The sequence below is a fragment of the Calothrix sp. CBUCES-K 9914 genome (genome assembly GCF_059640475.1).
Genome location: NZ_JBXXZH010000102.1, coordinates 1 through 16,746, shown reverse-complemented (window position 1 = coordinate 16,746; position 16,746 = coordinate 1). Strand labels below are relative to the sequence as shown.

At 38.4% G+C, this 16,746-nt stretch carries 12 protein-coding genes; 4 read left to right on the top strand and 8 right to left on the bottom strand.

Translation table 11 applies throughout. The annotated features are described in order from the left end of the window. Positions 1-210 precede the first annotated feature (210 nt). Both AC2JBO_RS22000 and AC2JBO_RS21995 read left to right on the top strand, forming a co-directional pair. A complete protein-coding gene (locus AC2JBO_RS22000; RefSeq protein WP_496955788.1) occupies positions 211-828 on the top strand; it encodes a hypothetical protein in 618 nt (205 codons plus the stop codon). Positions 829-862: 34 nt separating this feature from the next. Further along, positions 863-1,510, top strand: a complete 648-nt coding sequence (locus tag AC2JBO_RS21995; protein ID WP_496955787.1) for a hypothetical protein — start codon at positions 863-865, stop codon at positions 1,508-1,510. A gap of 145 nt (positions 1,511-1,655) precedes the next feature. Here AC2JBO_RS21995 and AC2JBO_RS21990 read toward each other — a convergent pair whose 3' ends face one another. After that, positions 1,656-2,390, bottom strand: a complete 735-nt coding sequence (locus AC2JBO_RS21990; RefSeq protein WP_496955786.1) for a class I SAM-dependent methyltransferase — start codon at positions 2,388-2,390, stop codon at positions 1,656-1,658. Positions 2,391-2,870: 480 nt separating this feature from the next. Here AC2JBO_RS21990 and AC2JBO_RS21985 point away from each other — a divergent pair, with 480 nt between their 5' ends. Beyond that, the gene (locus tag AC2JBO_RS21985; protein WP_496955785.1) at positions 2,871-3,542 is read left to right on the top strand and encodes a hypothetical protein; all 672 of its coding nucleotides are present in this window, start codon (positions 2,871-2,873) and stop codon (positions 3,540-3,542) included. Positions 3,543-3,732: 190 nt separating this feature from the next. Here AC2JBO_RS21985 and AC2JBO_RS21980 read toward each other — a convergent pair whose 3' ends face one another. Then, a complete protein-coding gene (locus AC2JBO_RS21980; protein WP_496955798.1) occupies positions 3,733-6,810 on the bottom strand; it encodes a plasmid replication protein, CyRepA1 family in 3,078 nt (1,025 codons plus the stop codon). Positions 6,811-7,327: 517 nt separating this feature from the next. On the opposite strand from AC2JBO_RS21980, the gene AC2JBO_RS21975 reads away from it, so the two are divergent. After that, positions 7,328-7,993 carry a S16 family serine protease gene (locus tag AC2JBO_RS21975; protein ID WP_496955784.1) on the top strand — a complete coding sequence of 222 codons (666 nt, stop codon included), beginning with the start codon at positions 7,328-7,330 and terminating at the stop codon, positions 7,991-7,993. 123 nt (positions 7,994-8,116) lie between these two features. Here the strand turns inward: AC2JBO_RS21975 and AC2JBO_RS21970 are convergent, their stop codons facing one another. From AC2JBO_RS21970 to AC2JBO_RS21945, 6 genes are all read right to left on the bottom strand, one after another. Further along, entirely contained in the window at positions 8,117-8,569 is a 453-nt protein-coding gene (locus AC2JBO_RS21970; protein WP_496955783.1) for a nitrate reductase associated protein, read from the bottom strand. Positions 8,570-8,632: 63 nt separating this feature from the next. Further along, positions 8,633-9,091, bottom strand: a complete 459-nt coding sequence (locus AC2JBO_RS21965) for a phosphate-starvation-inducible PsiE family protein (protein WP_496955782.1) — start codon at positions 9,089-9,091, stop codon at positions 8,633-8,635. 121 nt (positions 9,092-9,212) lie between these two features. Beyond that, on the bottom strand, positions 9,213-11,402 hold the full coding sequence (locus tag AC2JBO_RS21960) for a molybdopterin oxidoreductase family protein (protein WP_496955781.1): 2,190 nt from the start codon (positions 11,400-11,402) through the stop codon (positions 9,213-9,215). A gap of 81 nt (positions 11,403-11,483) precedes the next feature. Then, complete coding sequence (locus AC2JBO_RS21955; protein ID WP_496955780.1) at positions 11,484-12,995, bottom strand: NarK family nitrate/nitrite MFS transporter; 1,512 nt, start codon at positions 12,993-12,995, stop codon at positions 11,484-11,486. A gap of 330 nt (positions 12,996-13,325) precedes the next feature. Continuing rightward, positions 13,326-14,873: a ferredoxin--nitrite reductase gene (locus tag AC2JBO_RS21950; protein ID WP_496955779.1), complete on the bottom strand. Its 1,548-nt coding sequence runs from the start codon at positions 14,871-14,873 to the stop codon at positions 13,326-13,328. Between the two features lie 667 nt (positions 14,874-15,540). Next, positions 15,541-16,632 carry a hypothetical protein gene (locus AC2JBO_RS21945; RefSeq protein WP_496955778.1) on the bottom strand — a complete coding sequence of 364 codons (1,092 nt, stop codon included), beginning with the start codon at positions 16,630-16,632 and terminating at the stop codon, positions 15,541-15,543. Between the last annotated feature and the right edge of the window lie 114 nt (positions 16,633-16,746).

The window sequence follows — 16,746 nt, the reverse complement described above, 5'->3', positions numbered from 1 at the left end:
TATTTGTAAATTTTTTGTTTAAATAGCCTAAGAAAAGTTAATTTTTGTGACTCTTCCTGTTTTAAGTCCGCAGACTGTTCCATTCCTGTTTTAAGCTGTACCGTTATCTACGCCGTCGATTCAATAGAAATTCCAGACTCAATGAAAATTGATTATTTTATGAGAGAATATTTACATATTCTTAAGTTCTATAATACATAAGCTGCAACAATGAAAAATATTTATAGTATAAGCTTTACAATTTTAGCTTCTGGCTTAATAGGTTTAGCTTCTTCTCTTCCTAGCAAAGCCGCAACTTTATACACAATCAGCAATATTGGTGAATTAGACAATGATTTGAATAGTACTAATGGCTTTATTTTTGCTTTTGACATTAACAACCAAAACCAAGTTACTGGCGCCTATTCAACTGACTCTGGGCAGCGAGCTTTTATTTGGGATAGTACAAAGGGTCTGCAAAACCTTGGAACACTAGAGACTAATGTTGGTGGAAGATATAGCACAGGCACTAATATTAATGATTTAGGTCAGGTAGTCGGTTTCTCTGGAGACAATTTAAAACTGCAAACCTTTGTTTGGGAAGAAAGTACAGGAATACGAGACTTAGGTATTCCAAACAGCGAGAATTTCAATCCAATCTCTGTTGATGACATCAATAACGTTGGTCAAGTAGTAGGAGACATAACTTCTACTCCTGGTGTAACGCGCGGCTATATTTGGAATACTAAGAAGAAAGAGAATTTAGTTCTTATCGAAGAACAAAGCAATAATAACATTGTTTCCACAGCCAAAGCTATTAATGATAAAGGAGAAGTAATACCATTTTAATACGAAGCTACACATAATCAGTTGGCTAAAAGCCTTGCTATATAAGTATCGTTTCTATGCAGCTTCACAAAAAATTGGTATAACTGGTTTTGTATTTGATAAAAACTCTAATTTACAGCCATATACTTATCTACGTACTCCTGATGGAAAAACAGAACCAATAGGTGTTGGCTTGCTGCCCTACGCTATTAATAATAAAACTCAAATAGTTGGTGAATATGTTCCTCCAAACACAAACAATCCACTGAATGCTTTTTTATGGGATAGAACCAACGGCGCCCGCAATTTAGGTGTTTTAGGCACTAGAAGCAATGGTGACAGTTTTAGTACAGCTTACGGTATTAATAATAAAAGTCAAGTAGTTGGTCGTTCTACTACAAACACTAGTACCAGTGGGTTTATTTGGTCTAACGGCGTAATGACCGACCTACAAAGTCTTATAAATCCTAACAGTGGTTGGACTATACAAGATGCTTGGGCAATTAATGATAATGGATACATTGTTGGTAATGGTACATTTAATGGTAAGGAGCGCGCATTTATATTGGCGCCCTTTGAACACGAATCTACTTCAATTCCTGAACCAGCATCAATTTTAGGTTTAACTAATCTTGCATTTATTACTTTTTATTATCAGTGGCGCTTTAAAAGGATAAGCCACGAAAAAAAGCACCGAATCTAGGAGAAGTCCGTTCACGTAGTGTCTCGCTTGCGAGAATTTGTTCCTATTTTCGATTACCACAAACGTACCAAACATGATTATTTCAATCTACAACAACATATGTACTATTTTTGCTCAGGTTTCAAGTCTGTGAATGCGCTAATCCTTAAAACTCATCATCCCTTTTTTTGGGCAGATCACTCAGTTTCCAAAGACCTATGCACTTATCTGTGTCTGCAAAACCTGCATCACGTCTTTCGTAAATAAGTTTTAATGGGGTCGGAAAGTTAAAGGGTTCCAGGCACATGTTAAGAGAGCGATAACCACCTGTTACGATAGGAAAATTTTCTCTAGTATCAGGGTGAGTGGTAGTCAGCAAATACTTCGATTTACTAGCTTTGAAATTCTCTATTGCTGCAAATATGTCCTCAAATGATAAGTGGAAAAAGCAGTCTCTACAAAGAATCAAATCGGCGTAGGGAACCTCATCTGAAGTCAGATCACAAGAGAAAAATTTCCGCTTAGGATTTTCATATTTTTTTTGATTAATTGTGATTAGTTCTTTAACAATGTCTCCACCAATGTAGTCACAATTTCCCAAGTCAACAAATTTCATCCAATTGAAATCGCCACAAGGTACATCCAAGAGGACATTAACATTAAGCTCTTGTATTAGGCTAGGCAAAATCGCGCGAATATGTTTAGTTTCAAAGTCTGATGAACCTGGACCTGATTTTGATTCTTCATCACGCCAATGATTCTTTTCATAAAACGAAGTAAATATTTCTTCTGATGATTTTCCAGCTAAATCTTTATATACTTTTTTTACCTTCCATAATCGCCATTTATTCAATAAAGACTGGCCTACTAATCTTTTTATTCCTTGCTTGAAAGTATCCATATATACACCATATAGGATTTATTTACTTGATTCAATTTTAACATTAAACTGTAGTGCATCATTTATCTCGAATGAGAAAGCTGCTGTAGCCCGATAACATTCTGGGAGTGAAGTAGTATGCTATAGCGGTTCTTAGTCACATGAGGTACAGATTTAAATAGTAAATTTCTTGTGGAGCGGGCATCCTTGCCCGCCCTTATGTACTTCATTAGAATAGGAAGCGCTATAAGTCTTTAATCATATATTCTTTTTAATACCCAATTACTGCATTATACCTGTATATGGTAGTACTTGATGTAAGGGTACAGCCCCCTTGAGTCAGGTATTCTTAAAAATATTAGCCACCTATATAACCAAAACCAGATTAATCCAAACGCAGCTATTCAAAATAATTCGGTGGCGCCAGCTTCTCTCTGATTGCTCTATAATGTATCTAGTTCTCAACTTATAATAGCTTTATAGCAGGCAGCGTCGCGAGTAGTGGCTTACGCTAAACTACACATTGAAACAAATAAACACAAATTTATGTCGTTCGAGTCTTACAGAAACACCGCTCAAGTTCTACAAGAATTTAATATTACATCATCTGAAGCTAGCTTTATTGTTGAAACTAAGTTTGATATTCGAGAAACTTTTAGAGAAGATTTAAACTTTTCGCTACGAGAGTTTTCTTTTGAAGACTCCGAGTATGCGATTTGTGAAGCTGTAGTTTTTCCAATTTTAAGAGAAGTATATCGTAATTATCGGGAAAGTTTTACACTTTGGAGCCATAAAACTCTTACATACGATATAAATCTGACTGGAATACCTGATTATATCCTAGCGAAAAAATCAGCATTAGGAAAAGAAGTTTTTGAAAAACCCTTCTTAATTGCAGTTGAAGCTAAACGCGATGATTTTATTAAAGGGTGGGGACAATGTTTAGCTGAAATGGTAGCAATTCAAAAACTTAATAAAAACTTGGAGCAAAATATATATGGAATTGTGTCTAACGGGCAATTTTGGCAGTTTGGGAAATTAAAGGGCAATATCTACACTAAAGAAATCAAATCATATACATTATCTGATGTAGATAAACTATTTGCAGCGCTTAATTATATTTTCATGCAATCCCAGCACGCGCTTGATTTATTTAACTGCGAACTGGCTTAAATTATTTCATCAATTGAAGCGCGCGTTTGCAATATCCAACTGCTTTAAATCTTCTTCTAACACAATTTTAACCCTCCTACTCTCCTCCCTCTGTGTACTCTGTGTCTCTGTGGTAAAAAAATAAATGTCACTGCTCTTAGAAGAGACGCCATTTGACTGCACAGGCGAGACACCTATGCTACAATACTGTTTAAAACGGCACTTTATCTATTGTAAATTTACTTTCAGAAGCAGGTACACGAGAATTGGTGTAATTTTTTGCAGTATCAACATTTACCTTTGTATTTACCAACATTAACTCATCGCGCTGTTGCCAAATAGTAAATATTTTCTCCCTACCATCATTGAGTGTTGCTGAATCGACTTGATAAATTCCATTTGCTCGCTTTAATTTTAAGCCTAGCAAATTTAATAGTCGGCTTAAAATCTTTATTGTTGGAATTTGGTCGGTATCTTTAACCAAATTAATACCCAAGACTCGCTTGATATGTTGACTACACTGTAACACTGTGTTTTTGAGTCGATTTAAATCTGTTTCCTGTTCTGTAAAGGTTCGTCCTAACTCTAAAAATTGCTGCATTCCTAACGCGCGTAATGCTTCAACCTTTAAAGTGTACGTTTTCAAATCGGGTAAAAAGACTTTTCCATCACCCGATAATAACTGTTGATACCATTCTTGTTTATCTTTGAGTCTAAAATACTCGCTTTCGTGGGTGAGATGATAGTGTATTAACAATTGAGCATAATATCCCTGGTCATCACGCATTTTTAATTCTGGAGTTACAGAAACACCATATCTTTGTTTAAGTGTATATTTACTAATTTGATGACGTTCTTGTTCGGTGAGTGAATGTTTGGCTAAGATTTTTTCGTACTCGACGTTATTTATATCGGGAGCATTTGCAACTGCATTGGCGCCTGAAATTTGATTTTTGCGTTTAATTTTCTTGATGCTGGTACTAATTTCTTTGGCTTTTTGCCGACAGGAACGCCAATCTTTTTGTACTTTGACAATTTCTAACATCAACCTGCGACGAGTTGGCAAGTCTTTGGGGTCAGTTGCCAAAAAAGCATGACGCAAATCGCGGATAATATTTTGATGTACAGCATTACTACGTAACCATACTTGATGACCATCTGCGATTAAACCTTCTTTCATTGATTGACGTAACATACAAACTGAAGCATTGACGCGCGCAGACAATTTTGCCCAAGTTCGTAGATGTACAGGGTCATACACTAACGGTAAATCAACATCAACATGATGTAGAGGACTCAATAGCGCTAAATTTTCTTTTTGATTTTCCTGATACCATTGTGATAGTAAACGGTAATTAGTACTACCGCTGCCAATTATTCCAATTCCTCGTTTTGCACACCATACTGTACGCGGTACTGAGTCGCGAACGCGCGCTAACGCTTGTCGTGCTTCTGAGTCAGGAATTACACCTTGAAAAATACCGTAAACGCGGTCAAAGTGCTGAACGTCAATACTAACACCTGTTCCTAAGCTCGGTGTTACAAACACTAAATCATAATCTGTAATTTTTTGATTGATTTCTGCAACGAAATCTACTGCTGCATGTCCGGGAGTATGAGTTGTACTACTACTAATAATCAATGATTTGGGAGATATTTTATATAAACGCTCTAAACGTTCTTTAAGATAATGCTCAATTGTTTCACAACTATAGCGTCCAGTACGACTATCAGTAGTAACATAGCATTTACGTCCAGCAATTAAATCAAGTTCAAGCTGTTGAATCAAAGGAGTTGGGTTAGGAGAATCGTAAAACGATACATCCCATCCTTTTTCAGGTTTCCATTGATTTTCTACTACCCAAGGTGTAATTGGGATTCCCGCTAATTGCTGTAAGTACTCAAGTGAAATATCTGATAAATCAGCATCTTGAGCAATTACTAAACCACCTGTTGTGAGTACGGTGTTAATAAGTTGCTGGAACGTTTTAAGAAGTTTAACGCGCTTATCTTTACATGTAGTACTATGTAGTAAATGGGATAAAGACTGCTCTACTTCATCTAAAATAATTATTCCCCCCGACCAATCATTTGGGTTGAGCTTCCATATCGAATCTACGCACAAACCCATAGAATATTGTGTAGAGACCGAATTAACTCCCCATTCAATACCAATTTTGTCGCAGAGGAATTTTCCTAGTTGAATGCGGTGGGTGATTAATAAGATTGGTCGGTTATTTGTTTTTGCGGATTCGATAATATTTTGTAATGCAGTTGTCTTTCCCGTTCCCTTCGCTGATTTTACACCAATTAATCCAGAATTAGGAAAGCTTAATTCACCCAAGTAACGACGATTAATTGTCAATGCAGCACTAACTGTTAGTTGAGCATGAGGTTTAGCTTGAGCTAAATATGTTTCTAAATCTAAGCTCTGACTGTAAATATTATCGACTGCATCGGCGCCTGTATTGACGATAAATTCATCAACACCTTTTTCTGTACCAGGTAGTTTCATTACCTGAACAGTACAATTTAAGGATTGAAATAGTAAACCAAGCTGAGAAATTGCGTTATCAACAGCAGCGATTTTCCTCGCTTCTGTCTCATAATCAAAACAAATGTAAAATTGGCGCCTTCCCGTAATTGTAAAAGCTGCTAAATCTGGTATAAGTTGCCGACTAATAACTTTACCAAAATCATTTTTTGTCACGCGATACCCACTGGTAATTCCCGGTATTGCAATAGCAACATAACCCAAAGATAATAACGCAGCAGCTTTCTTAACACCTTCACAGATAATTACTGGAATATTACGCTCAATAACCCACTTCCAGAAACCTTCACTTTCACCATTTTGGTTAATAGTTATATTGTCAGGTAAATCAATATTGTAACGTGTACCTACTTTCTGCCAAACTTGTAACGTTACCCGTAAACAAAATACGCGCGTACCTGTTGCAGGAGGATGCTCATACTTAATAGATTTACCCTTTTGATTAAGTCGAGGTTGGTTTGGCTTAAAACATCCCCACTCCATCGCTTCCCAGTTATTTAAAGGGTCAAGTCCTGAACACCACCAACCCCCAGAACTAACATGTGCGTAACGCTGTAACCAGCTATTTCTGACCATACCTGTGTTAGTACGGGGAACCTGCTCGGAAATTAGCAAGTAATCATAGGCGCCATTATCTTGAAGAGAACTAAAGTTCAAGCTCGCGATGTCAGAATCAATACCACTACCAAGAACTAACTCTTCAAAATGCTGTGGATGCAGATAGTACCGATACATGTTATCTAAGCTCAATGCTTCATACGATGCAAACAACTTAACATGCATCCACCCCTTTTGATATAGGTACTAAGTAAAGACTCTAGGGTAATCTATATTATATTGTAATATAAAGCACTTCGCTTTCTACATCATTAATTGATCCCTTTAACCTTATCGTTAAATCAATAAGTATGTATTGTAATATTTATCAGCTCATAAATTTTGTAAATCAGTAAATTCTCCAAACGTAACAAATCTTTTCACTAGTTTACAAATAAAAACAAACATGAAAAAATGGCTCTTCCGTACTTTACGTGCTAAATTTGTTGAAAAATCAGGTTTAAATCCTTGCTGTGCTTATCTTCGAGCTACTATTACTTTTATAAATATCAAATTCATTAAATTTCATCTATAAGTGCCTGTAAACCTTGATTTTAAAGGATAATTATCTATTTAAATTCAAATTTAGCACGTAAAGTACGGAAGAGCCATAGCACTAGAAGGTCGGCGCCGCGTCAAGGAACAATTAAAGAAAATGGGTTCTTTCGAGTACCACCAAACCTCATTTTCATATATAGATATCGAAACGCGCGAAGAACGTTATGTAGGTGTTCCAGAAGAACGTGGGCGAGATTTAATTTCTACTGATCCCCTAGACCCAGGTAGTGTTTATGTAGCTTCGGTTGATGACCAAGCAAAAGTTGGATTATACCGTTTAGAAGTAGGATGTGCAGCAGGAACTGGTAAATTGAAGATAGCTGGTGGCGTTGACGGTGCCATGAAAGAATCTATCCACCGAGCATTTGCTTATATCCAAGGTAATAAAGTAAATATGGGTATAGCCCAAGCTGTTGTCACAACTGATTTTCATGTAGAAGCAATCGACTTATTGACAAATCGCGTTAATTGTGACGCTGGTATTGGCTTGTTAGTAGCTATATATTCCGCTCTCAAAAAATATCCTGTACAGCCAGGACTTCTAGTGTTAGGCGACCTCAGCATCCAAGGTAATATTAAAGCAGTTCGGTCTTTAGCTGAACCATTACAACTTGGAATGGATAATGGAGCTAAAAAAGCATTAATTCCAACTGAAAACAAACGTCATTTTTTAGAGGTATCGGCAGACATTATGGAACGGGTTGACCCCATTTTTTACAGTGACCCATTAACAGCAGCAATGAAAGCATTAGGTGTGAATTAAATAATCTTAATCCCCCCTAGCCCCCGCTTGATAAGGGGGGAACAAGAAAAGAAATAATAATAATTTTAGCCTTATACACAAACAAATCTTAGCCCCCCCTTATTAAGGGGGGGTTGGGGGGGATTAAATTAATTTAAATTCTTCTAACGCTTTAGGAAAGTTCTTGTTTTCATGTCCAGAGCGGCTAAGTTTAATTAAAGCAAATCTTTCTAAAGGTGATAATGCTGCCCATTGCGGCGCCGTTATATTTACATTATATTCGCTTGCTTCTTCTTGAACGCTCTCTGTTATATTATTTTCATCCATCCACGCTGGGTGTGATTCGATAGGTAGTTCTGATGGATAGGCGCCTGTGCGTTGATGTATAAGATTTTGTAAATTCTGTCGGTAGGTTCCTATCTCTTGCTCTGTTGTACAGGGTTGCTCGACTAATGCTTGGCGTTCATCTTGACTTAAGTGGCTCCAATCTGCTAATTTCAATTTGATTCCACAGGTGTCAAGATTGTATCTTGCTTGCATGGGAATACATCGCAGGGAATCAACAAAATCACTTTCAAATTCAAAGAATTGTGTCATATGTAATGCAAAAAATTCTTATTTATAACAAGTTTATCCGTTACATCCGTTGCCAGTAATATTTTAATGTCTAGGTTTAGAGTTACTAATGCGGATAATAAAATAACTAATTGCTAAAGATAAAACAGCCAAACCTAAACCAATAATGTCTATTCCTTCAACTTTATCTAAATCAAGAATAATGATTTTTCTGGCTACCGCAATTAAAGATGTTACGATTACTAATTCTACTTGTAATACGTGTTTTTTGAGATATCCTGTAATATTTTCTAATATTTCTAAAGCAATTAAAACGTTTAAAAACAAACCAAAGACTTGGAATAATGTCTTGTAGAAACTACCATATTTTGGCGAGATTAATTCTTTAAATGTGAAGGTTATTAAATCAGCGATTGCGACTACAATTACAAGCAACATACAGACTGAGAGGACTTTAGCGACAATCACCTCAAGATTTTCGATGATATGCATAAAGTTTTCGTCTTTGGTCATTTCACGAAACCGTTTAATTAACCCCCTCATCTGCCTTACCCCCTACAAAATATTATTACTTGTATAACAATAAACACACAAAACATTACGTTAGAGGAAACTCTAACGCGCTAGTTTCGTAATAACTTTAAAAATCTGACTTGTTAGCAGCTTAACATTCGGAGGGTTCCAATTGATAGCTATAAGAAGGTAAATTGATTTTGACGGGTGTAAGGCTTACTGCACAAGCTTTTAGTTCTGGCTGTAATGAGTCGGGACATGATACTGGGTGTGTCATCGCGTTCGCTTCTGCGTCTTCTGCCCATAAGGCGCCCCAATGCATAGGCACAAATACTGTACCAGGAGTTATCGCGCGGGTAATTTTGGCTTTAAACTTAGCACTTCCTCGACGCGAACCCACTTGAACGTAAGAATTTTCAGTAATATTTAAGCTAGAAGCATCGCGCGGATGTATTTCTATAAATGGTTCGGGGTGCATTTGTCGAATTTTTTCAATGCGACCAGTCCGCGTTTGTGTGTGCCAATGTCCGTAAAGTCTTCCGTTTGTTAGTACAAATGGATAATCTGGGTCGGGTGGTTCTGCTAAACCGCGCGAGTAATAGGCACCAAACTTTGCTCGTCCATCTGGTGTCGCAAAACGTAAGTCTGTATATAATCTTTTTGAGTGCTGAGTGCTGAGTGCTGAGTGCTGAGTATTAAAAGGCCATTGAATTGGACTCTGTTCTAACTTTTCGTGAGAAATACCTGTAACATCACAAGGACGTTGACGAGTTAATTGAGTAAATTCATTATATACATGAGCGGAGTTGGCGAAAGCAAATTCACCGACAAAACCTAAACGGCGCCCAACTTCTGCAAAAATCTCCCAATCTGCTTTTGCTTCTCCGGGTGCTGGTCGAAATGCTTGGCATAGCGTTACGACACGTTCCGAATTTGTCATTACACCAGTTTTTTCACCCCACTGTGCCGCAGGTAAAAGCACATGAGCATAAGCGGCGGTTTCTGTTGGATAATATGCGTCTTGATAAATAGTAAAAGGTGATTTTAATAAAGCTGCTTTTGTACGTTCAATATCTGGCATACTTACTGCTGGGTTTGTTGCGGCAACCCACAACAGTCCAACATCCCCAGTTTCTAAACTTGTTATCATCTCCCACGCATTCAAACCAGGTTTGTCGGATATTTTTCCTGGCTTTATTCCCCAAAACTCTTCAACTTCCGCGCGGTGTTGGGGGTTTTTAATCAAGCGATAACCTGGGAGCAAGTGCGACAAACCACCAGCTTCGCGTCCTCCCATTGCGTTTGGTTGACCCGTTAAAGAAAAAGGACCACTCCCAGGTCTACCTATTTGCCCGGTCATTAAGTGCAAGTTAATAATGCTTCGTACTTTTGCTGTACCTTCAGAAGATTGATTGACTCCCATTGACCATAGCGACAGCACGTTTTTAGAATCAGCCCAGTAACGCGCGGCTGTTGCTAAATCTTCTATAGTAATACCGCAGGTACGCGCGACGACATCAGGGGAATAATGGCGAATGACTTCTGCCAAAGCTGGGAAGTTACTTGTACATTCGTCGATAAATCCCGTATCAAGGCAACCCCAACGCATTAATAAATGCGCCATTCCATTCAATAAATCGATATCTGTACCGGGACGAATTGCTAAATGTAAATCTGCAGCTTCGGCTGTTTGCGTTCGACGTGGGTCAACCACAATCATTTTGACTTTACGGTTCTTTTTGTGGTACTTAGCTAATCTATTAAAAGCAATAGGGTGACATTCTGCTGCATTTGTACCAATCAAAAATGCACAGTCAGTTAATTCCAAATCGTCATAACAACAGGGGGGACCATCTGAACCAAAACTTTGAATATAACCAGATACCGCACTGGACATGCACAAACGCGAGTTTGCATCAAAGTTATTGCTTCCCAGACACCCTTTCATGAGTTTCTGGGCAACATAGTAATCTTCAGTTTGAAATTGACCCGAACCGTACATGCATATTGCTTCTGCTCCTTGGGTTTCCAGTACTTGTTGAATGCGCTTGGTAATCAAATCAAATGCTTCATCCCAAGTCGCGCGTCGAAATTTGTCATTCAACGAGTTCCGCACCATTGGAAAGCGCAATCTATTTTTATCTAATGACTCGGCAATTGTGGCGCCTTTAACACACACCATACCTTGACTCGATGGATGTGCTTTATCTCCTCTGACTCGCCAAATCGGATTTCCTTCATCATCCCGATTTGTTGGTTTTCCATGTTGCGCTGGAGGTGAAACTTCAAGTCCACACCCAACACCACAATAAGGACACAGAGTTTTGGTTGATTCAGTCATAAAACCTCAATAGAAAGCAGCGTACTACCCTTGGAAATCCCCCCTGCCCCCCTTAATAAGGGGGGGTTGGGGGGGATCAGATTATTCTTCTGCAAAAACACCAGAAGCTACTTGTTCAGATTCATTGGTTACAGGCACTTCTCCTTCGTATGCGGTAGCGAATGAACCTTTGGGTTCTTTGAGGAAGAAGCCACACATGAAAGCACAGATTATTGCTGCTATACCCATTGTGCTAAACAGTGTTGCTGCGTCGGTTAAGCTGAAGATTGTAAGGTAAACAACACCGCCAAAATTACCATAGGCGCCAACGTTTCCAGCAATTTGTCCTGTTGCTTCTTTCTTAATTAAAGGCACAATTCCATAAGTGGCGCCGCAACCAGCTTGGGCAAAATAAGCGGCAAACATTGTGGCAGCTACAGCAAGTGGAAGTGGCCAGCTTTGATTGATGAAGTGAGTAGTTAAATAACCAATCCCTATACCAGCACTAATAATAGTCATTGTCCATTTACGTGAGCCAAGTTTATCAGAAATTAAGCCACCGCTAGGACGAGAAACTAAATTCAAGAATGGATAAGCTGCTGCAATCATTCCAGCTACTACATGTTCTAAACCGAAAGTCTTTTCAAAGAATGCAGGTAACATCGAAACAGCAGCTAGTTCAGAACCAAAGTTCGTAACGTAGGTGAATTCTAGTAAAGCAACTTGGCTGAATTGGAAGCGTTGAGAAGGAGCATAAGTTTTTCGACCAGCCAGCAGTTCTGAGTTAACTTGATAAGCTTTGTAAGTTTGGAAAGCGAATAATCCTAAAAGAATTACCCAGACTGTATACATTTGACTTGCGGTCAGGAAATGAATATTTTTCTGTTCCAAACGCCAAGCAAGAAGACCTAGGGCAGAAATCAAACCAAAATTCGAGACAATCATTGCCCAGAAGCTTTTAACACTCGTCACTTCTAAGGCACCATTTTTCTTTGGACGTTTGTAAGTTTTTCCTTCTGGTGTATTTTGAACAGACTTGTAATAGATAACGCCGTATATAGCAGCAATAACACCTGTCAATCCAATTGCTAGTCTCCAGTTGGAACCACCACCAGCTAAAAACCTTGTTGCAACTGCAATCATAGGTAAAGCAAACTCTGCACCAAAGGCACCGAAATTACCCCAACCACCATAAATACCTTGAGCAATACCAATATCTTTAGGCGGGAACCATTCTGATACCATCCGGATGCCAACAACAAACCCAGAACCAACAATACCCATTAACAAGCGACTAATTACTAACTCGCTAAAGTTATTAGAAAAGGCTGTTGCCAAACAAGGAACTGCAGCAAACATCAACAGCATTGAGTATGTGACTCTTGGACCAAAACGGTCTAAAAGCATACCAATAATAATGCGCGCGGGTATTGTCAAGGCAAGATTACAAATACCCAAAGTTTTAATTTGTTCGGGTAATAAATGTAATTCTTTACCAATTGTGGTAGCAAAAGGCGCGAAGTTGAACCAGCATACAAACGTGAGAAAAAATGCAAACCAAGTTTGATGCAAAATACGATAGCGACCTTTGAATGTGAATAACTTATTGAGCATATTACCCTTTATACAAAAATGTGTAAGTCAACATTGAGGCTAATGCACGTAAATAGCCGTGATTCACTTATTCAAGTGATTGTCTTTATAGAAACTGTCTTTAAGCTCTTGGTTTGTGCCCGTTTTAGTTCGGCATCTTACTCATAAGTATTGCGTATGAATGTACGTCTAAGGAGCTTCACATGTATACAAATTAACGCCACTTCAAAACTAAATTGGTATCACATGTAACCGTTTTTAAGTATCGATGATCTAAACGCATTGTTTCGATGCGTTATGCTTTTTAGATTCCCGACTTCTTATAAAAGTCGGGAATCTGAAATCTTAAATTCACGTGTTAACTAATACCTTTGATTTGGCGCCGAAATGCGTTATAAGCAAGTCGCGCAATACTGGCTGTAAGTCCTCGCAGGGAACTCCTTTAGTTACACAAGTTCCTAAGTGCGCGTCTTTGCCAACTTTGCCGCCCATGTAAATATCAACACCTTCGACAGGTTTGCCATTTTTACGCGCTTTGGTTCCCATCAAGCCGATATCAGCAACTTGAGGTTGTCCGCACGAGTTTGGGCATCCTGTCCAATGAATGCGTACTGGGTGAGTCATTTCTAACTCAGATTCCAAAGCTTTTATCATTGCTAGCGCGCGGTTTTTTGTTTCTATCAGGGCAAAATTACAGAACTGGGCGCCTGTACAAGATACTAATGCGCGCGTAAGTGGTTCAGGATTAATTTTAAACTTTTCTAGCAGAGGTTCTGTAAAAAATGATGCCAAACGCGAATCAGAAATATTGGGAATAACAATGTTTTGTTCGACAGTCAGACGAATCTCACTACTGCCATAAACCTCCGCAATCCGAGCAAGCTCAAACATATCCTCTGCATATAAGCGACCTACTGGGATATGTAATCCTACGTAGTATAAATCTGATTGCTTTTGTTTATGTATACCAATATGGTCACGTTTTTCCCAGTCAATTTCGTCTTTTGCAGCAGCTTCATAAAACGACTTACCCAAACGCAACTCGATTTCATGACGGAATTTATCCAAACCCCACTCATCAATCAACCACATTAAACGTGATTTTTGACGGTTCGCGCGTAATCCATGATCACGGTAAACCTCCAAAATGGCTCGACATACAGCGACTACATCTTCTGGAGCAACCCATGCATTTAAAGGAATTGCAGCATCACAGCGTTTAGCAGAGAAGAATCCACCTACTAATATATTAAATCCAAAATTTCCATTTTTAAATGCAGGCACAAATGCCAAGTCATTAATTTCGGCATGAACCGAATTGTCCCGTCCTCCAGTAATTGCAATATTAAATTTACGCGGTAGATTTGAAAATTCTGAGTTTCCTTCTCCGTTATTGGTAATCATCGCCTGAATTTGTTCAACCAAATCGCGCGTGTCATACAATTCTGAAGCATCTAATCCAGCAAGGGGGTCGCCAGTAATATTACGGACGTTATCCATCCCAGATTGAACGGAAGTTAAGTCAACTTCTCTAAATCGATTAAAAATTTCTGGTAAATCTTCGATTCGTATACCGCGTAGCTGAAAATTCTGTCTAGTGGTGATATCAGCACAACCATCGTCACCGTACCGCTGAACAACTTCAGCTAATACCCGCATTTGTGAAGAATTAAGAATACCGTTCGGTATTCGTAACCGCATCATAAATTTACCGGGTGTAACAGGGCGAAAAAAAACACCCAACCACTTCAGGCGATGCTCTCGGTCGGTTTCATCCATCGCTTCCCAACCAAGTGATGCAAATTTTTCAATCTCTGCCTTAACGGTAAGTCCGTCTTTTTCTGCTTTTAATTTCTCAAACTTGTTTTGACTGGTAGTATTGATAGTGGTTGCTGTCATAATAGCTTTGCGATCCTATTAGTTCGAGGCTTCAGTGACAATATCCCAATATCAACCCCTACAGTTCGCTATTGCACCCTTTAAAGTTTGTAAAGAAGCAGGAAGCGAGGTTTGGATACTGGGTTAGTAACTCTTTACATAACTTAAGTTAATGTTGAGTGAGAGTAAAAATCGTATAAATTGTTACGGAATGTTGTGATACATGCAAAATACGGATACTAACTATGTAACACACGCATAAAATTATCTGAACTTAAAGCCAAAAACATTTTGAGATATTGAACTAGATGAGATTTGCTAGATAATAAGCATTAAGAACGCGCGTACTTTCGTTCTTTACTTTCATTAGATAAATATTTAGAGTAAGTAACTCAAGACGTGAATAATATCTAATGATTTAAAAATAAATGCCCTTGTCCCACGGATTTTAGTAGTTCTTTTAATTCCAGAAAAAATAACCGACTGGATAAAACAGAAAACAGACAGAGGACGAACTGTGTCTGGTGGCGCCAGTGTTAAACCTCGTATTATGGCTACTTTGAGCTTTTGCTTTTAGACACAAAAGTTGTATGAGCAATTTTTACCTAATTTCCCACAAAGTCAACACCCTAGTGGGCACCCCCAATAGATGCCATATTATAGGGCGTGAGAAGGAACGTCACTACAATTATTCCAAACGTGTAGATGCTTGAATATCCATTTCATCAAGCGGTTCTTCAATTGCATTACGTATCCAGCTAGGGTCAAATTTATCCTGTGTGTTCGCTTGTACTTCAATCTTGATTGTCATTCCCTCAGCTTTATCTGATAATACCTGTAACACCTGAAATAGCTCAAAGATTTTTGATTTATCGGTGACAGATGTTAGCTTGTAGTAACGAGCAGTTTTTTTACCATTAACTATGTCCGTTAAGATTGTTCTTTCAATGCTACTTGTTTCTGATTTATCTACAATAGTCTTCTTCTCAGTAGAGACTGCCTCTTCGGTATCTTTATGTGTGGCGCCATCAAAGGCACCTGTACTATAATCTTCGTTTTCGGTATTATTAGTGTCAACTTCCTCCTCATTTGATGTTGTTTCTGCTTCATTCTCAGATGGGATGATACGCAATTTCTTAACCAAACTGGGGGATAAAAGATAACCCGCAAGGTCTAATTCGTCACTGGGAATGGATTTCTCAAAGCTGATTAAGCTGGGATTTTCTACTACTGGTGTGCCAGAGACTATTGTCATTGATGGCACGTAACCGAGCATTCCTTGTTCAATAGCTTTCTTGATAGCATTTTTAATTGCTTCAACTCCCAACATTTTGGGGAAATTGGGGAAGCGAAAGAAGTAACTTACCAAGTCTTCCCCTATAATATACTCGGTTTCTGGATTTTCTAAGCCAGATAAGCGAATTAATTTAGCAGGATTAAGTGAATCAAAAACGTGATTTTTTAGGGCATCTAGTACTCTTTCTTGCAAGTTATGACTGGTATTTAGTTGAGATTGTAAATCAATTGTTTCTAAACGTACTGGTCTTGCTCCGTCTTTGTCGGGTAGTGGCAATAATATATCATCATAAAGGCGCCGAATTGCCGCACTAATTTCGCTGGTTGCATCTTTGGCTTTACCATTTAACTCTTCTATATCTTCTGAATTAAATTTATACTTTGTTTTTTGCTCAATAAGTGAAGATATTGCTAATGCAGTTCTGGCGCCGTTGAACCACGCGCATGACTTCATCGCCAGAAACGGGTTCTTTTTTAGCGTCAATACGGCTAACTAATTTATCTAAAGCACTTAATAAGCCTTCATTGCCAAATGACAGGGTAAGCGCATCTCAAATGCTATTGACAAGCGGGTTTAGAAGTCTCATGATTATGAGAT

Coding starts and splice junctions, on each gene's coding strand:
- AC2JBO_RS21955 (WP_496955780.1), bottom strand. CDS start 12,995: ATGCTCAATAAGTTATTCACATTCAAAGGTCGCTATCGTATTTTGCAT.
- AC2JBO_RS21980 (WP_496955798.1), bottom strand. CDS start 6,810: ATGTATCGGTACTATCTGCATCCACAGCATTTTGAAGAGTTAGTTCTT.
- AC2JBO_RS22000 (WP_496955788.1), top strand. CDS start 211: ATGAAAAATATTTATAGTATAAGCTTTACAATTTTAGCTTCTGGCTTA.
- AC2JBO_RS21950 (WP_496955779.1), bottom strand. CDS start 14,873: ATGACAGCAACCACTATCAATACTACCAGTCAAAACAAGTTTGAGAAA.
- AC2JBO_RS21970 (WP_496955783.1), bottom strand. CDS start 8,569: ATGACACAATTCTTTGAATTTGAAAGTGATTTTGTTGATTCCCTGCGA.
- AC2JBO_RS21965 (WP_496955782.1), bottom strand. CDS start 9,091: ATGAGGGGGTTAATTAAACGGTTTCGTGAAATGACCAAAGACGAAAAC.
- AC2JBO_RS21990 (WP_496955786.1), bottom strand. CDS start 2,390: ATGGATACTTTCAAGCAAGGAATAAAAAGATTAGTAGGCCAGTCTTTA.
- AC2JBO_RS21975 (WP_496955784.1), top strand. CDS start 7,328: ATGGGTTCTTTCGAGTACCACCAAACCTCATTTTCATATATAGATATC.
- AC2JBO_RS21960 (WP_496955781.1), bottom strand. CDS start 11,402: ATGACTGAATCAACCAAAACTCTGTGTCCTTATTGTGGTGTTGGGTGT.